The 16,512-nt window shown below is 63.9% G+C and carries 16 protein-coding genes; 5 read left to right on the top strand and 11 right to left on the bottom strand.

Annotated features, from left to right (window positions below):
* Window positions 1–206 precede the first annotated feature (206 nt).
* A complete protein-coding gene (gene trpS, locus SO156_RS12890; RefSeq protein WP_498535024.1) occupies window positions 207–1,235 on the bottom strand; it encodes a tryptophan--tRNA ligase in 1,029 nt (342 codons plus the stop codon).
* Between the two features lie 358 nt (window positions 1,236–1,593).
* On the bottom strand, window positions 1,594–3,237 hold the full coding sequence (locus SO156_RS12885; protein ID WP_498535023.1) for a S53 family peptidase: 1,644 nt from the start codon (window positions 3,235–3,237) through the stop codon (window positions 1,594–1,596).
* 270 nt (window positions 3,238–3,507) lie between these two features.
* Here SO156_RS12885 and SO156_RS12880 point away from each other — a divergent pair, with 270 nt between their 5' ends.
* From SO156_RS12880 to SO156_RS12870, 3 genes are all read left to right on the top strand, one after another.
* Window positions 3,508–4,680: a phosphorylase family protein gene (locus SO156_RS12880; protein WP_498535022.1), complete on the top strand. Its 1,173-nt coding sequence runs from the start codon at window positions 3,508–3,510 to the stop codon at window positions 4,678–4,680.
* A 185-nt stretch (window positions 4,681–4,865) separates the two neighbouring features.
* Window positions 4,866–5,606 carry a sulfate transporter family protein gene (locus SO156_RS12875; RefSeq protein WP_498535021.1) on the top strand — a complete coding sequence of 247 codons (741 nt, stop codon included), beginning with the start codon at window positions 4,866–4,868 and terminating at the stop codon, window positions 5,604–5,606.
* 244 nt (window positions 5,607–5,850) lie between these two features.
* Complete coding sequence (locus tag SO156_RS12870; RefSeq protein ID WP_458144528.1) at window positions 5,851–6,297, top strand: hypothetical protein; 447 nt, start codon at window positions 5,851–5,853, stop codon at window positions 6,295–6,297.
* A gap of 236 nt (window positions 6,298–6,533) precedes the next feature.
* Here the strand turns inward: SO156_RS12870 and nth are convergent, their stop codons facing one another.
* Window positions 6,534–7,337 (bottom strand): endonuclease III, encoded by an 804-nt coding sequence (gene nth / locus SO156_RS12865; protein ID WP_498535020.1) that lies wholly within the window; start codon window positions 7,335–7,337, stop codon window positions 6,534–6,536.
* Window positions 7,338–7,359: 22 nt separating this feature from the next.
* Here nth and SO156_RS12860 point away from each other — a divergent pair, with 22 nt between their 5' ends.
* Both SO156_RS12860 and SO156_RS12855 read left to right on the top strand, forming a co-directional pair.
* On the top strand, window positions 7,360–7,878 hold the full coding sequence (locus SO156_RS12860) for a DUF2244 domain-containing protein (protein ID WP_498535019.1): 519 nt from the start codon (window positions 7,360–7,362) through the stop codon (window positions 7,876–7,878).
* A 54-nt stretch (window positions 7,879–7,932) separates the two neighbouring features.
* The gene (locus tag SO156_RS12855; protein ID WP_498535018.1) at window positions 7,933–8,829 is read left to right on the top strand and encodes a methylated-DNA--[protein]-cysteine S-methyltransferase; all 897 of its coding nucleotides are present in this window, start codon (window positions 7,933–7,935) and stop codon (window positions 8,827–8,829) included.
* Window positions 8,830–8,938: 109 nt separating this feature from the next.
* On the opposite strand, the gene SO156_RS12850 is transcribed toward SO156_RS12855, so the two are convergent.
* From SO156_RS12850 to dnaK, 8 genes are all read right to left on the bottom strand, one after another.
* A complete protein-coding gene (locus SO156_RS12850) occupies window positions 8,939–9,562 on the bottom strand; it encodes a 2,3-bisphosphoglycerate-dependent phosphoglycerate mutase (RefSeq protein ID WP_458144532.1) in 624 nt (207 codons plus the stop codon).
* A 30-nt stretch (window positions 9,563–9,592) separates the two neighbouring features.
* A complete protein-coding gene (gene dapB / locus SO156_RS12845; protein WP_498535017.1) occupies window positions 9,593–10,408 on the bottom strand; it encodes a 4-hydroxy-tetrahydrodipicolinate reductase in 816 nt (271 codons plus the stop codon).
* 211 nt (window positions 10,409–10,619) lie between these two features.
* On the bottom strand, window positions 10,620–10,925 hold the full coding sequence (locus tag SO156_RS12840) for a DUF1330 domain-containing protein (RefSeq protein ID WP_498535016.1): 306 nt from the start codon (window positions 10,923–10,925) through the stop codon (window positions 10,620–10,622).
* 20 nt (window positions 10,926–10,945) lie between these two features.
* On the bottom strand, window positions 10,946–11,656 hold the full coding sequence (gene pyrF, locus SO156_RS12835; RefSeq protein ID WP_458144535.1) for an orotidine-5'-phosphate decarboxylase: 711 nt from the start codon (window positions 11,654–11,656) through the stop codon (window positions 10,946–10,948).
* Window positions 11,657–11,662: 6 nt separating this feature from the next.
* On the bottom strand, window positions 11,663–12,241 hold the full coding sequence (locus SO156_RS12830; RefSeq protein WP_458144536.1) for an NADPH-dependent FMN reductase: 579 nt from the start codon (window positions 12,239–12,241) through the stop codon (window positions 11,663–11,665).
* A gap of 57 nt (window positions 12,242–12,298) precedes the next feature.
* The gene (locus SO156_RS12825) at window positions 12,299–12,898 is read right to left on the bottom strand and encodes a class I SAM-dependent methyltransferase (protein WP_458144537.1); all 600 of its coding nucleotides are present in this window, start codon (window positions 12,896–12,898) and stop codon (window positions 12,299–12,301) included.
* An 88-nt stretch (window positions 12,899–12,986) separates the two neighbouring features.
* Entirely contained in the window at window positions 12,987–14,120 is a 1,134-nt protein-coding gene (gene dnaJ / locus SO156_RS12820; protein WP_458144538.1) for a molecular chaperone DnaJ, read from the bottom strand.
* A 234-nt stretch (window positions 14,121–14,354) separates the two neighbouring features.
* Window positions 14,355–16,256, bottom strand: coding sequence for a molecular chaperone DnaK (dnaK, locus tag SO156_RS12815; protein WP_458144539.1), 1,902 nt, complete (start codon window positions 16,254–16,256; stop codon window positions 14,355–14,357).
* Between the last annotated feature and the right edge of the window lie 256 nt (window positions 16,257–16,512).

Raw genomic sequence — 16,512 nt, 5'->3', positions numbered from 1 at the left:
GCACGCTGCACCCTCTCCCCTTGCGGGAGAGGGTGGCTTCGCAAAAGCGAAGCCGGGTGAGGGGTCTCTCTCCGCGGGTGAGTCCTCTGCAGTTGAATTCGCGGAGAGACACCCCTCATCCGGCGCTTCGCGCCACCGTCTCCCGCAAGGGGAGAAGGAAAAGCAGCGCGCACGCGGCTTCACGCCGCCTTCAGGCAGACCTCGCGTCAGAACACGAATAACCCCAAGCCTGCCTTGACCTCGTCCAGCGTCGCCTGAGTGATCCCTTTCGCGCGTTCGGTACCCCTCCGTAGCTCTGCGAGCACGTAGGATCGATCCCGCGCGAGCCGGTGCCGACGTTCGCGAATCGGCGCGAGCAAGGCTTGCAAGATGTCCTCCAGGCGTCTCTTGACCGCGACGTCGCCGAGGCCCCCGGCCCGATAGTGCGCCTTCAGGTCATCCACTTCGGCCTGATCCTCGGCGAATGCATCGAGATAGGTGAAGACGACATTGCCCTCGACCTGTCCGGGGTCGCTGGCCCTGACATGTCCGGGATCTGTGTACATCTTGCGCACGGCCTCGCGAATCTCGTCCGGGGATGCCGACAGCGCGATGCTATTGCCCAGCGACTTGCTCATCTTCGCCCGGCCGTCGATGCCGGGAAGCCGCCCCGTGGTCGGGATCATCGCCTCGGCTTCGGGCAGCAGCTCGCGTCCGGCCTGGCGATTGATCCGCCGCACGATCTCGTTGGTCTGCTCGATCATCGGCGCCTGATCTTCCCCCACGGGAACGACACTCGCCCTGAACGCGGTGATGTCTGCGGCCTGCGCGACGGGATAGCAGAGGAAGCCGGCCGGGATGTCGCGCTCGAAGCCCCGCATCTGGATTTCCGCCTTGACCGTCGGGTTACGCTCCAGCCGCGCCACGGTGACGAAGTTCAGATAGAGCAGCGACAGCTCCGCCAGCGCCGGCAGTGCCGATTGCAGGCAGATCGTCGTCTCGCGGGGATCGATGCCGACGGCGAGATAGTCCAGCGCCACCTCGATGATATTCCGCCTCACCTTGTCGGGATCATCGGCATTGTCGGTCAGCGCCTGGCCGTCGGCGATGAGGACGAATTGCCGGTGCGACCGTTGCAGGGCGACGCGGTTTCGGAGCGAGCCCGCATAGTGCCCGAGATGCAACGGACCGGTGGGGCGATCACCGGTCAGGATGATCGGCTTGATGATCGGCTTTTCATGCGCAGAGGAAAGCATTGACGTCTCCGGAATTGGAGCCGCCGCGCTTCGACAGAGGGTTCTTGAATGACGACCATGCCGAACACGGCGGCGATGGTCGAATGAAAGACATGACGACGCGCCGCTCCTTCAGAAGGAGCGCCACCAGGTGCAGATGGATGGGGTCATCGGATCGGTCATGAGCATCTCCTCGCATAACTCGGGTTCATCGGCAAGGCGCTCGATACCGACGCCACATCCGTCATTGCGAGGAGCACTTGCGACGAAGCAATCCAGAGTCTTTTCACGGAGGCGGTCTGGATTGCTTCGCTGCGCTCGCAATGACGGAGAGGAGGCGCCCCTCTCCCCGCGACGGGCGGGGAGAGGGCAGCCTGAATCACGCCGCCAGCAGATCCTGCAGCGCCGTGCCGTTGGGAACGCCGAGACCGGAGCAGGCATCCCAGCCGGGGCCGGCCTTGTACATGCCGTGCAGCTGACCGGTGATGTCGTTGTTGCCACTGGTGATGTCGCGGAACGCACCTTTCGCGCTGGTTGCGTAGATCAGCGGATTGATGAAACCGACCGTCTTGCCGAACTTCTTGGTCGTCGCCTCATTGATCCGCGCGATCAACCCGGCCATCAGTGGGGCCACCGCGCTGGTGCCGCCGATCGTGGCGCCGGCGCCGTTGAGGAAGATCTGATAGCCGGTCGCCGGATCGGCGTCGCCCGCGATATCGGGCACGCCGCGCCCGCCGTGATGCGTCGGCGATTTCGGGACATGGGCGTTGGCCTGGTACTTTGGCTGGGCGAACACGACGCTGACGCCGCCGCCGCCCGCTCCATCCTGGGGCCCGCCATTCCAGACCACCTCCTGGATCTGGCCATTCGACGCCGTGAGGTTGGTACCGCCGCAGGCCAGCGCAAACGGGCTCGACGCCGGGAAATCGGCATGCGGCTTGCCGTCCCAACCCTCGCCCATGTCGGCTGAGCCGTTGTCGCCGGAGGCGACACAGACGGTGACGCCCATTGCGGCTGCGTCGCGGATCGCCTCGTTCAGGCCATCGACGAATTGCTGCGAACCTTCCGGGTCCTCCGGGCCGCCCCAGCTGATCGAGATCACCGACGGTTTTCGCGCGCTGTCGTGGACTGCCGCCTTGACCGCATCGATGAAGCCGTTGGTGGTGTTGGGCGCGAAATAGACCACGATCCTGGCCCCCGGCGCGATGGCGCCTGCGACCTCGATATCCAGCACGACCTCGCCGTCGGCCTCGGAGTGGCCGGGCTTGTTGGCGCCGCCATCGACGCTCGCCGGCGCGATCTGCGGCATCGGGATTCCCGCTTTCTTGAAGAACGTCTTCAGGTCCGACGTCTTGTAGCCGGCTCCCGTCGGCTTGCCCTTCTGGTCGATGTCGTTGAGCTCGATGATGGCGATGCACTGGCCGGCGCCGGTCTCGCCGTCCGGGAAGTTGTAGAGCTGGGCGACCTGCTCGACCGAGAAGCTGCGGCTCTGCGCCGCGTGCGCGATCGCCGCCCGTCCGATCCGCTTGCGCCGGAAGTGCGGACGCGCGACCGGACGATTGTCGAGCCCGTGCACGCCGATGACGATCCCCTCGAGCTCAGTTGGAATCTGCACGCTGCCCTTGCGCATCCGATAGGTCGCGCCCTCGTGCTTGACCTTGTTGAGCTTGACGCCGAAGGCCGCGCTCAGCGCCTTCACCGTGCCGGTCAGCTTCACCGTGCGCGAGGCCAGATGCACGCTCTTGACGTTGAGATCGTTGTGATGCGCAAAATTGTCGATCTTGGCGACATCAGCGGGATCGGCGCCCATCTGCTCGGCAAATTCGGCGCGGGAAAGATATTGCCGTTCTCGCGGCAGTTGCGCACCCAGCGCCATCACGGTCTCATCGTCGGAGCGCTTGGCGCGCAGGCGGACACTGATCTCGATCTCCTGCTTGGGATCGGCCGCGCCAACCAGCTTGGCCCCTTTCGGCAACTTTCGTGCGCTGTCCGCCAGTGCCACGCGTTTGATCGTGCCTGCCATGACTTCCTCCGTTTGTGATTGGAAGGTCGATTGCCGGTATTCAACTATAGGTGTAATCTGCGATCGAAATTGGTTCAGATATTGGACGATCTTTTTTCAGAAATACCTTTGTTATACCGATCAAAAGATCGACATCCTCAATCCGGAACGAAATTGGTCAGTGGCTCAGACCAATGGATATCCGCGAACTCGATTTAAAATTGCAACCGTCGGTCCGCTTGGCCGACCAATGGAAGATACTGTCAAAATCAATTGCGCAGGAGTTGAGCGATGCTGGCTGATCGCAAATGGGTTCAGAGAAATCTGGGTTTCGATCCGATCACGACGCCGCCGCCGCGAGATACCTTCGCGGTCAAGCGTCTGGCGGACGCAGCGGTGAAGCGGTCCGTAAAAGTTTCTCCGGAAGATTTTCAGCGCGAGATCATCGACTTCGATTCGGAATCGCCCGCGGGCCGCGAGTTCATGGCCTTCTCGACGGCGACCGGACTGTCGCGCTTCACCGACATTCCCTGGCCGAAGGGCCTGGCGCCGCAGACCGGGCCGAAGCCGAAGGGCAACGGCAACAGCCCGTTGCCGCGCGCGGACGTACTCGTGGTGACCTGGACGGTCGACGAGGGCCATGCGCTGAGCCGCGTGCTGACGCCGGGTAAGGACTCCCGCAACGACTACCTGCCCTACAAGCACAATTTCGCGACCATCTCGAAGAAGATGCGCAACGGCTGCCCCGCCATGGAGCTGAAGCGGCTCGGCACCTACTGGACCACGACGATCGGCAAGAAGAAGGTCGTGATCTTCAAGTCCGATTCGCACATGTCGCAGGACGGTCCGCAATTGCCGAACATCGACGTCTGGCGCCAGATCATCCAGGAGGTGCAACCCTCGCTCGTCATCACCACGGGAACCGCCGGCGGCATCGGCAAGCAGGTCGAGGTCGGCGACGTCATCGTCAGCCCGATCGTTCGCTTCGACTGCCTGTCGAAATTCAAGAAGCAGCCGTTCGCGCAGGAGCATTTTTCGAGCAAGTCGGCGAAGACGACGCGCTTTGCAGAGGCCAGGACGCTGTTCAAGGCCAATGCCGGACAACTGCCGAAGGACAATACGCGGCCGCCAAAAATCTTCGTGGTGAAGCCAAGTGGATTGAGCTCGTCCGTGGTCACTACCGACTTCTTCGGCTTTGACACCTCGGACGATCACTTCCATCTCCAGGGCCTCGGTGACGTCTCCGAGATGGGCGATGCGATCCTCGGGCTCGTCGCCAAGGACATGGGCGCGAAGGCGCCGCGCTGGCTTGCGATCCGCAACGTCTCCGACCCGCAGATCAAGGCCGAGGGCACGCTGAAGCAGCAGGAACAGGTCGCAGCCCAGATCTACAAGGGGTTCGGCCGCTGGAGCTCGGTCTGCAGCGCCATCACTTGCTGGGCCAGCATCGCGGCTGAACACTAAAGCGCGATGAGATTGCGCTTTAGGTTGTTGTTTGAGCATGATCTTTTCGGAAAACCGCTACACACTTTTCCGGATCATGCTGTAGGCCGTACGCGCGGCAGGTCAGCCTCACTCGTCAGCCTCCCTTGCCGAAAGAGGTCGGCATGGCTACCTCTCGCGGGTGAATTCTCCTGAGAGGTACCCCGATGCTTGATGCCGCCGTCAAGGCGCTGTCGCAGATCATCTCACCGCCGATGCGCTCGATCCTGTGGCGCTCGATCGGCGTCGCGCTCGTGCTGATCACCGTGCTGGCGATCGGCTTGCAGCGACTGCTCAGCTGGTTTGCCACCTATGGCGAGGCGTGGCTCGAGGGGCTGCTCGGTCCCGGCTGGCACTCCGCGCTGGAGGTGCTGGCCTGGATCGTCTCGATCGCGGCCGGCCTTGGCGTGGTGTTCGGCGGCATCCTCCTGATGCCCGCGATCACCTCGCTGGTGGCGAGCCTGTTCGTCGACGACGTCGCCGATCATGTCGAGCGCGAGCACTATCCGGCCGAGCGACCGGGCGTCGCACTGCCGTTCACCATGGCCATCCATGAGGGCGTCAAGACGGCACTGCTGACCATCCTGGTCTATCTGATCGTGCTGCCCTTCGTGTTTCTCGCCGGCGCCGGCTTCCTGATCTTCTTCCTCGCCACCGCATGGCTTCTGGGCCGCGAATATTTCGAGCTTGCCGCCATGCGCTTCCGCCCGCCGGAGGACGCCAAGGCGATGCGGCGCGATAACGCTGCGACCATCTTCGCCGCGGGCCTGATCATCGCCGCCTTCGTGTCGATCCCGATCGTCAACCTGGCGACGCCGATCTTCGGCATGGCGTTCATGGTCCACATGCACAAGCGCCTGTCGGGGCGGCGGCCCGAGCTGATCGAGCCGGCGCGGTATATGCGGTGACGGCGAGCGATCGCCAGAAGCGGACGATCGGGGCCTTAGCCTGAAAGTGGACGCCCGAGGAGAACGTCCCCACGATGGACCATCGCCGTAGTTTTGCGGATCTTTCGCCACGAATCAGGATTCTCAATCAGCTCGCCAGTCCGAGGCGATCCCGCGGAATGGCGGGGCCTGCGAACAGTTGTCCGGAATCTCTCGCGCATCGGCTCCATTTCCTGAGGGTAGAGTCCATTAGGAGAATTGATCCATGGCAAACATCGAAAGATTTCCGAGAAACAAGTCAGTAGATCTGGCCAGGCTTGAAGCAGATGTCACGGCGGCTTTGCCCGGGTCGCCCGGCTGGGTTGTCCCACCGCCTCTATCCGAGTCATTGCCTGACTACGTCGAGCATCGAGATGGGGTTTCGCGTGTAGGCCAACTCACTGCCGAGGCGGTTGTGCGCGACTATGAGGCCGCGGCCAAAGAGATCGAAGCTATGGGGACCGAGTTGATCAGCGCGGCAAAAAAATGCGAGGCGATGACCGCCGAGGTGCACACTACGATTGCCTTCATGCGAGACACTGCGGCCTCATATCGCGAGGAAGCCAAGAAGATTTTCAAGCGCATCGAAGAATGTGCGCTGTTTACGGAGGATGTTCGCAAGACTTGCGAAACTGTCAAACTCCGGATGATGGAGGGCAGAAGTATCGCCTGATCCGCACGCCGCCGCGCACGAACAGGTTGACCAGTACCCTCCCGGACTCGCGCGCGAGCCGGGCGACAGTTGGCTTGCGGTCGGGTCACGAGCAGCAATGCCCTGGCTGACCGTGAGGTTTCCGCACCCCGAAATCATGCCGCGAATGCAGTTCTTCCATCGTCATTCCGGGCGATACGACGGGATCGCGCGAGCGCGACCCGGAGCATCGCCCCGGAATGACGGAGGAACCTTGCTCAGACCGTCTTCTCCGGCCACCGGCAGAGATCGTTGATCAGGCATACCTCGCAACGCGGCTTGCGCGCGAGGCAAGTATAGCGGCCGTGCAGGATGAGCCAATGATGGGCATGCAGCATGAACTCGGCCGGGATCACCTTTTCGAGACCGAGCTCGACCTCGAGCGGCGTCTTGCCGGGCGCAAGGCCCGTGCGGTTGCCGACGCGAAAGACGTGCGTGTCGACCGCCATCGTGTGCTCGCCGAAGGCCATGTTGAGCACGACATTGGCGGTCTTGCGCCCCGCGCCCGGCAGCGACTCGATTTCAGCACGCGTGCGCGGCACCTCGCCGCCGAAATCGGTCAGCAGCTTGGCCGACAGCGCGATCACGTTCTTCGCCTTGGTGCGGTAGAGGCCGATGGTCTTGATGTACTCGCGGAGGAGCTCCTCGCCGAGATCGAGCATCTTTTGCGGGGTGTCGGCGACCTGAAACAATTCGCGCGTTGCCTTGTTGACTCCGGCGTCGGTGGCCTGGGCCGACAGCACGACGGCAACGAGCAGCGTGAAGGGATTGAGATGCTCGAGCTCCCCCTTCGGCTCAGGATTGGCCTTGCGAAAGCGAGAAAAGACCTCGTGGATCTCGGCCGGCGTCCAGGGTTTCATCGCCTTGAGCTTTGGCTTTGGCTTTGGCTTGGGCTTGATCGTCTTGGGCTTTGTGGCCTCGAGCGATGTCTTTGCGGCCCGCGCGGGCTTGGCGGCTTTCGTCTTTGCCTTCTTCGGCGCAGGGGATTTGCGGACGGCCGCCTTGCGGGTGATTTTTGCCATGACCGGGATATACTGACAGGCCATGAACACAGGCAACGAATTTGAGCGCGAGAGCGAGGTGCAGATCTTCTCCGCGCTGCTGACGCCACATCGCTCGCTGAACCGCACCGGCTTTCTTGCCGTGATGCTGTTCCTCAGCGTCGTCAGCTTTGTGACCGGGATCGTCTTCCTGATGATGGGCGCCTGGCCGGTGTTCGGCTTTTTCGGCCTCGACGTACTGGTGATCTGGTGGGCCTTCAAGGTCAATTTCCGCGCCGCGCGGGCGAGCGAGGAGATCGTGGTCACGGTTTCCGAATTACGCGTGCGGCGGGTCAGCCATCGCGGCCATGTCGCCGAGTGGGTGTTCAATCCGCTCTGGGTCCGGCTCGAGCAGGAGGCGGACGAGGAGTATGGCCTCGAACGGCTCTATCTGGTGTCGCGGGGCCGCAGCGTCTCGATCGCCAGCTTCTTGGGCCCGGAGGAAAAGGCAAGCTTTGCCAAAGCCTTAATTGACGCCCTGAATGCCGCCAGGCGTGGCCCGACCTACAACCCGATCGCGTGAACTCTGTCAGAAATCGGGTGGTTTGGAGCGCCTCCTCCTCCTACATTTCCGGTCATGATGACACTCGCCATACATGACCAGCGCCTGGCCAGGCCGGGCCACCAGAACGCCGCGCTGCGGGACTATGATTCCGTGCGCCGCGCGATCGCCTTCATCTCGGAGAACTGGCGCGCGCAGCCAACCATCGAGGCGATGGCGGACGCTGCCGGCGTCACGCCGGACGAGCTGCACCACCTGTTCCGCCGCTGGGCGTCGATCACGCCAAAAGCCTTCATGCAGGCGCTGACGCTCGACCACGCCAAGCACCTGCTGCGCGATTCCGCAAGCATCCTCGACGCCGCACTCGACTCAGGCCTCTCGGGCCCGGGACGGCTGCACGATCTCTTCGTCACCCACGAAGCGATGTCGCCGGGCGAATGGAAGAATGGCGGCGCCGGCCTGACCTTGCGTTACGGTTTCCATCCCTGTCCCTTCGGCACCGCGATCGTGATCGCGACCAATCGCGGATTGTCGGGGCTTGCCTTCGCCGATCCCGGCGAGGAGCAGGCCGCACTCGCCGACATGACGCGGCGCTGGCCGTCCGCCACTTACGTCGAGGACCATGAGGGCACCGCGCCGCTCGCACAGCGCATCTTCGACACGAAGCTGTGGCGGCCGGACCAGCCGCTGCGTGTGGTCATGATCGGCACCGATTTCGAGGTGCGGGTGTGGGAGACGCTGCTGAAGATCCCGATGGGACGCGCGGTGTCCTATTCGGACATCGCCTGCAAGATCAACAGCCCGAAGGCTTCGCGCGCCGTCGGTGCCGCGGTCGGCAAGAACCCCGTCTCCTTCGTCGTGCCCTGCCACCGTGCACTCGGCAAGGACGGCAAGCTCACCGGCTATCACTGGGGCGTTACCCGCAAGCAGGCGATGCTGGGCTGGGAAGCGGGGCAGCTCGGGGTGCAGTAGCTGCGCCACCTACTCCGTCATTCCGGGGCGATGCGTAGCATCGAACCCGGAATCTCGGGATTCCGGGTTCGCCCTTCGGGCGCCCCGGAATGACAACGTTGTTAATTTGCTACCCCGCCAGATCCAGCTTCGACTCCACCGTCGAATCCGCATTGAGTCGGTAGATGATCGGCACGCCGGTCGCGAGCTCGCGCTTCAAAATGCCCTCGGGCGAGAGCTTTTCGAGCACCATGATCAGTGCACGCAGCGAGTTGCCGTGGGCGGCGACCAGCGTGCGCTTGCCGTTGAGCACGCCCGGCAAAATCTCCTGCACGTAGTAGGGCAGCGCGCGCGCCAGCGTGTCCTTCAGGCTTTCGCCGCCGGGCGGCGGCACGTCGTAGGAGCGGCGCCAGACGTGGACCTGCTCCTCACCCCATTTCTTGCGCGCATCATCCTTGTTGAGGCCGGAGAGATCACCATAGTCGCGCTCGTTCAGCGCGAGGTCCTTTGACGTGGGCAGGCCGGTCTGGCCGAGCTCGGTGAGAATGAGATCGAGCGTGTGCTGGGCGCGCGACAGCACCGAGGTGAAGGCGACGTCGAAGACGAGTCCTTTCGCCTTCAGCTTGCGACCGGCGTCCTTGGCTTCCGCCACGCCCTGCTCGGTGAGATCGGGATCCTTCCATCCCGTGAACAGGTTCTTCAAATTCCATTCGCTCTGGCCGTGGCGCACGAGCACGAGAAGACGTTCGCTCATTCCTGCTTTCCGTTCGTTGCGTTCGATTGATCAGGTATCGCCCAGACCGAGCACATCGGCCATCGAGTAAAGGCCCGGCTTCTTGCCATGGGCCCACAGCGCCGCCTTCAGCGCGCCATGGGCGAACAGCATCCGGTCCTCGGCATGATGCGACAGTGTCAGCCGCTCGAAGGGGCCGAAAAAGCTCACGCTGTGCTCGCCGGCGACGGTACCGCCTCGCAGGGAGGCAAAGCCGATATCGCCGGGCTTGCGCGCGCCGGTGATGCCATCGCGGCCGCGGGCCGAATGGTCCCTCAGCGAAATGCCGCGACCGCTCGCTGCGGCTTCGCCCAGCATCAGCGCCGTGCCCGAGGGCGCGTCGATCTTGGCACGGTGGTGCGATTCCACGATTTCGATATCGAAGTTGTCGCCCAGCGACTGCGCCACGCGCTTGACCAGCGCGGTGAGCAGATTGACGCCAAGGCTCATATTGCCGGATTTGACGACGACGGCGCGGTTGGTGACGCTCTTGATCACCGCGTCGTCCGACGCCGAGAGGCCGGTCGTACCGATAACATGAACGAGCCCGCGCTGCGCGGCGATCGCGACATTGGCAATGGTCGCGGCCGGCACGGTGAAGTCGAGAATGCCATCGGCCTCTGCCGACATCGCCCAGAGATCGGCCGAGAGTTGCACGCCATTGGCCGGCAAGCCTGCGAGAACGCCGGAATCCTTGCCCAGGAGTTCCGAGCCCGGCGCCTCCAGCGCGCCTGCCAGCACCGCACCCTCGGTCTCGGCAATCGCACGCGTCAACGTCCGGCCCATCCGGCCACCGGCTCCTGCAACAATCAAGCGCATCTCGGACATGGTGTGATCCTCTTCGCGAGCCCGTTGTAGCGGGGGGATGCTGTTCCGGCAACCGAGGGGGGCATCCAAACACCGTCGTCATTCCGGGGCGATGCGACGGGACCGCGCAAGCGCGGCCCGGAGCATCGAACCCAGAATCTCGAGGTTGTAGCGCGAGATTCCGGGTTCGCCCTTCGGGCGCCCCGGAATGACGGTTAAGATTTGGACGACCTTACGGCTGCGGGCCGTCATAGCCTTCGATGACGATGAGGTCGGCGATCGAGTGCGGCTGGCGCACCTTGATGTTGGCCTGGTACTCCGGCGAGTTGTAGCAGGCGAGCGCGGTCTCGTAGTCGGGGAATTCGATCACGACGTTGCGTGCGCGGCTCTGGCCCTCGACGCTGGTGAACTTGCCGCCGCGAACGACATAGCGTCCGCCGAACTTCTTGAAGATCGCGAGATTGGCGGCCGCATAGGGCTTGTAGCCCTCGTCATTGTGAACGTCGACGCGCCCGATCCAGTAGCCTTTTGCTGCCATTCTTCTTCTCCTTGTGATGTTCAGGTCAGCGCCTGCGCGATCTCGGCCTGGATGGCCTCGGCAGTCGCCTTGGGATCTGCGGCCTCGACGACCGGGCGTCCGACCACGAGATAGTCGGCGCCCGCGGCAATCGCGCGTCCCGGCGTCATGATGCGCTTTTGGTCACCGGTCGCCGAGCCTGCGGGACGGATGCCGGGCGTGACGAGGTTCATCTGGTGGCCGACGATCTTGCGCAGGCTACCGGCTTCCTCGGGCGCGCAGACGATCCCGTCGACGCCGAGCACCTGGGCCTGCTGCGCGCGCGCCTCGACCAGCTCGGAGACGCCGAGCCGGTAGCCGGCCGCATGCAGATCGTCATCGTTGTAGGAGGTCAGCACGGTCACGCCGAGAATCTTCAGGGCGGACGACCCGCGCCCTTCGACCGCCGCCTTCATGGTCTGCGGATAGGCGTGCACCGTGAGGAAGGTCGCGCCGAGTTTGCTGATGCTCTGGACGCCCTGCATCACGGTATTGCCGATGTCGTGCAGCTTGAGATCGAGGAACACTTTCTTGCCGCGGTCCGCGAGCTTGCCGACCAGCGGCAAGCCGCCGGCATAAGTGAGCCGATAGCCGATCTTGTAGAAGGTGACGCTGTCGCCGAGCCGATTGATCATCGCCTCCGCCAGGTCCGGGCTCGGCAGGTCGAGCGCGACGATCAGGCGGTCGCGGGGGGCGATTTCGGCTTGCGTCATGTCACCTCACATCATGCGTTGGGAAATGTCGATCAGTTGCCGCACCAGGTCCTGCAACGCGGCGATATCGCCCTCGTTCTTCAGCCTGTCCATATCGTCATAGGCCTGGTCGGCAAAGCCGAGCGCGAGCTGGCTGGCAATCACATTGGCGTGGCAGGAGGTCAGGATCAATCGCAGCGCCTGGAGCGCACGCGCGCCGCCGAGACGGCTCTGCGAGGCGCCGGCGATGGCGAAGGCACGACCCCGGAACACCTCCCCGCGCGCTTCATGCGGGTCCTGCACACGACTGACCCAGTCGATCGCATTCTTCAGCAGTGGCGGCACGGAGGCGTTGTACTCCGGCGTCACGATCAACACGCCCTGATGCGCGCCGATCATGCGCTTGAGATTGACGGCGTGCTTGGGCACGCCGGATTTCGCCTGGAGGTCGCCGTCATAGATCGGCAGCGGGAAGTCGGCGAGCGAGACTCGGGTGACGTCGACGCCGGCTTGCGCGAATTCATAAGCGGCGACCGCCGCCAGCTTCGCATTGTGCGAGCCGGTGCGCAGCGAGCCGGGAATGACCAGGATCTTGGGTGCGGGCATCCAGAAAAACGCGTTCGGCGAAAAGGGTCCGCCGCGCGAAGACGAAAGCCGGCGGAATTAGTCTTTGCGATACACCCAGACGCGGGCCGGCGGAAGGTTCATCCAGATCCGTTCCGAGGCCTCTGTGGACACGCCGGGCAGCGATTTCGGGATCGGCGGCACCACCGAATAGGTGAACTGCACGAAGGGCGCGCCGGGCGCGAGCGCGGCGAAGGAATCGCGAATGAGCCGCAGGCGCGTGAACATCGGCTTGGTGACCAGCGGCAGGCCGGAGACGACGGCCGAGGCGGGTGCGCCCAGCACTTTCCAGAGCGTGTCGCGCAGGCGGTAGGCATCGCCCTGCACCACCGTAGCTTGCGGATAGCGGTCGCGCAGCAGCGCGCAGAAACCGGGATTGTATTCGACGAGGACGAGGCGCTTCTGGTCAATGCCGCGCTCGACCAGCGCGGAGGTGATGGCGCCGGTGCCGGGCCCGAGCTCGACCACCGGCGCGTCCGAATCGACATCGACATATTGCGCCATGGTGCGGGCAAGCAGGCGCCCCGACGGCATCACCGCACCCATGTGCAGCGGCTTTTCAATCCACGACCGGAGAAAGCGTACCTCGTCGTCGAGACGGGGCTTCTTCAACGCGCGCACGGACGATTGCATGGGCATGTCAGGACCGGACGGGACCGCGTCGCCGCGGCGTGTCAGAAAATGGTCATAAAGACGTATAGGCCGCGAACGATACGGTCAAGCCGAGTCAATTCGCCCGATTACCGAAGAAATCCTTGACCTTGGCGAAGAAGCCCGCGGATTCCGGCTGGGTCGCACCGGAGGAGAGTTTTTCGAACTCGGCCAGCAATTCCTGCTGCTTCTTGGTGAGATTTTGCGGCGTCTCGACGGCGACCTGGACGTACATGTCGCCCATCTGGCGCGAGCGCAGCACCGGCATGCCCTTTGATGCAATGCGGAATCGGCGGCCGGACTGGGTTCCGGCCGGAATCTTCACCTTGGACTTGCCCTTGTCGATGGTCGGCACCTCGAACTCGCCGCCAAGGGCCGCCGTGACCATCGAGATCGGTACACGACAATGCAGATCGGCACCATCGCGCTGGAAGAACTGGTGCTGGGACAGCGACAGGAAAATGTAGAGATCGCCGGACGGACCGCCGCGCACCCCTGCCTCGCCTTCGCCGGCGAGCCTGATCCGCGTGCCGTCCTCGACGCCCTGGGGGATATTGACCGACAGCGTCCGCTCGCGCGTGACGCGGCCTTGCCCGGCGCAGGACGGGCAGGCGTCCTCGATCATCTGGCCGCGGCCCTGGCAACCCGGGCATGTGCGCTCCAGCGTGAAGAAGCCCTGCGACTGCCGCACGCGGCCGGCGCCGGCGCAGGTCGAGCAGGTCTTCGGCTTGGTGCCGGCCTTGGCGCCGGTACCCGAGCAGGATTCGCAGGTGACGGAGACCGGGATCTCGATCTGCGCGGTCTTGCCACCAAAGGCTTCCTCGAGCGTGATCTCCATGTTGTAGCGCAGGTCGGCCCCGCGCTCGCGGCCGCCACGGCCGCGCTGTCCGGCCATGCCGAACAGGTCCTCGAAAATGTCGGAGAAGGAGGAGGCAAAGCCGGCGCCGAAACCGGCGCCACCGCCGCCGAAGCCGCCGCCCTGCTCGAAGGCCGCGTGGCCATAACGGTCATAGGCCGCGCGCTTGTCCTTGTCCTTCAGGACCTCATAGGCCTCGTTGATCTCCTTGAAGCGAACTTCGCTGCTGTCGTCCCCGGGATTGCGGTCGGGGTGGAATTTCATCGCGAGCTTGCGGAAGGACGATTTCAATACGGAATCGTCGGCGTCTCGTTCGACTTCGAGGGTTTCGTAGTAGCAGCGCTTGGTGGACATTGTGAGCTCGGTCGGTCGTTCAGGCCGGGACAAAACAGCGTCGCCACGCGACGATATGAGCACCCCCTCGCCTCACGGCAATGGGCTGCATGGCTGCATGCAGAATAGCGGCTGGGAGTTGATCGATGGTAACGGGGAAGCGCCCCGTCTGACCCGGCACGACGGCCTCCCCCTTGTCGGGGGAGGCGATCGCAGCATGGGTGCAAGCCGTCCGCATCATGACCCTCTAAGGGTTCAGGCGGACTTCTTGTTGGTCTTGTCGTCGTCGACCTCGGTGAACTCCGCGTCGACGACGTCGTCCTTGGCAGCATCCTTCTTGGCGTCGGCCTCGGCCTGCTGCTTGTACATGGCTTCGCCGAGCTTCATCGAAGCCTGGGCCAGCGTGTTGGTCTTGGCCTTGATCGCCTCGGCATCGTCGCCCTTCAGCGCTTCCTTGAGGTCGCTGACGGCATCCTCGATGGCGCGTCGCTCGGTCTCGGCGACCTTCGAACCGTGCTCGGCCAGCGCCTTCTCGGTGGAGTGCACCAGCGCGTCGGCGTGGTTCTTGGCGTCGACCGCCTCGCGGCGCTGCTTGTCGGCCGCGGCATTGGCCTCGGCGTCCTTGACCATCTTGTCGATGTCGGCTTCGGACAGACCACCGGAGGCCTGGATGCGGATCTGCTGCTCCTTGCCGGTCGCCTTGTCCTTGGCGGACACGTTGACGATGCCGTTGGCGTCGATGTCGAAGGTCACCTCGATCTGCGGCATGCCGCGCGGGGCCGGCGGAATGCCCATCAGGTCGAACTGGCCGAGCATCTTGTTGTCGGCCGCCATCTCACGCTCGCCCTGGAAGACGCGGATCGTGACCGCGTTCTGGTTGTCCTCGGCGGTCGAGAACACCTGGCTCTTCTTGGTCGGGATCGTGGTGTTGCGGTCGATGATGCGGGTGAACACGCCGCCCAGCGTCTCGATGCCCAGCGACAGCGGGGTGACGTCGAGCAGCAGCACGTCCTTGACGTCGCCCTGAAGCACGCCGGCCTGGATCGCGGCGCCGATGGCGACGACTTCGTCGGGGTTGACGCCCTTGTGCGGTTCCTTGCCGAACAGCTGCTTCACGACTTCCTGGACCTTCGGCATGCGCGACATGCCGCCGACCAGAACGACTTCGCCGATCTCACCGGCGGTGACGCCGGCATCCTTCAGCGCCTTGCGGCAGGGCTCGACGGTCTTCTGGATGAGGTCATCGACCAGCGCCTCGAACTTGGCGCGGGTGAGCTTCATGGTCAGATGCTTCGGCCCGGTCTGGTCCGCCGTGATGAACGGCAGGTTGATCTCGGTCTGCGTCGTCGAGGACAGCTCGATCTTGGCCTTTTCAGCGGCTTCCTTCAGGCGCTGAAGCGCGAGCTTGTCGTTGCGCAGGTTGATGCCCTGCTCCTTCTGGAACTCGTCGGCCAGATAGCCAACGAGGCGCATGTCGAAATCCTCGCCGCCGAGGAAGGTGTCGCCGTTGGTCGACTTCACCTCGAACACGCCGTCGCCGATCTCGAGAATCGAAATATCGAATGTGCCGCCGCCGAGGTCGTACACGGCGATCGTGCCGGCCTTGGTCTTGTCCAGACCATAGGCGAGCGCGGCCGCGGTCGGCTCGTTGATGATGCGCAGCACTTCAAGGCCCGCGATCTTGCCGGCGTCCTTGGTCGCCTGGCGCTGGGCGTCGTTGAAGTAGGCGGGAACGGTGATGACGGCCTGGTCGACCTTCTGGCCGAGATGGGCTTCCGCGGTCTCCTTCATCTTCTGCAAGATGAACGCCGAGACCTGCGAGGGCGAGTAGGTCTGGCCATCGGCCTCGACCCAGGCGTCGCCGTTGGAAGCCTTCACGATCTTGTACGGAACGAGCTTCTTGTCCTTCTCGACCATCGGGTCGTCGTAGCGGCGGCCAATGAGGCGCTTCACTGCGAAGAAGGTGCGCTCGGGATTGGTGACGGCCTGGCGCTTGGCGGGCTGGCCGACGAGGCGCTCACCGTCGTCCGTGACGGCGACGATCGAAGGCGTCGTGCGCATGCCTTCAGAATTCTCGATGACTTTGGCGTTCTTGCCATCCATTACGGCGACGCACGAATTCGTGGTGCCGAGGTCGATCCCAATGACCTTTCCCATGGTCCTGATATCCTTCTTTATTGCGGCAGGTTGGTTGGGCCCAGAAGGCACCCGATCCAAAACCCCCTAAGATCAAACATCCGCGATATTGCGATGGTTGAGGCTCATATAGGAGGGGGGGAGGGGCCCGCAAGGACCGAACGCAAGTTTCAGCCGCGAAAACATTGGGTTTTGGAAGATCATATCGGCCTTTCGGGCCCCTTGACGGTGAGGGTTTATTAACGGGTTCAGCCGTCAGCCGGACCATGCCCCGACG

The organism is Bradyrhizobium sp. UFLA05-125, assembly GCF_059803515.1.
The sequence above is the reverse complement of the archived record's forward strand: the minus strand, read 5'-3'. Positions and strand labels throughout refer to the sequence as shown.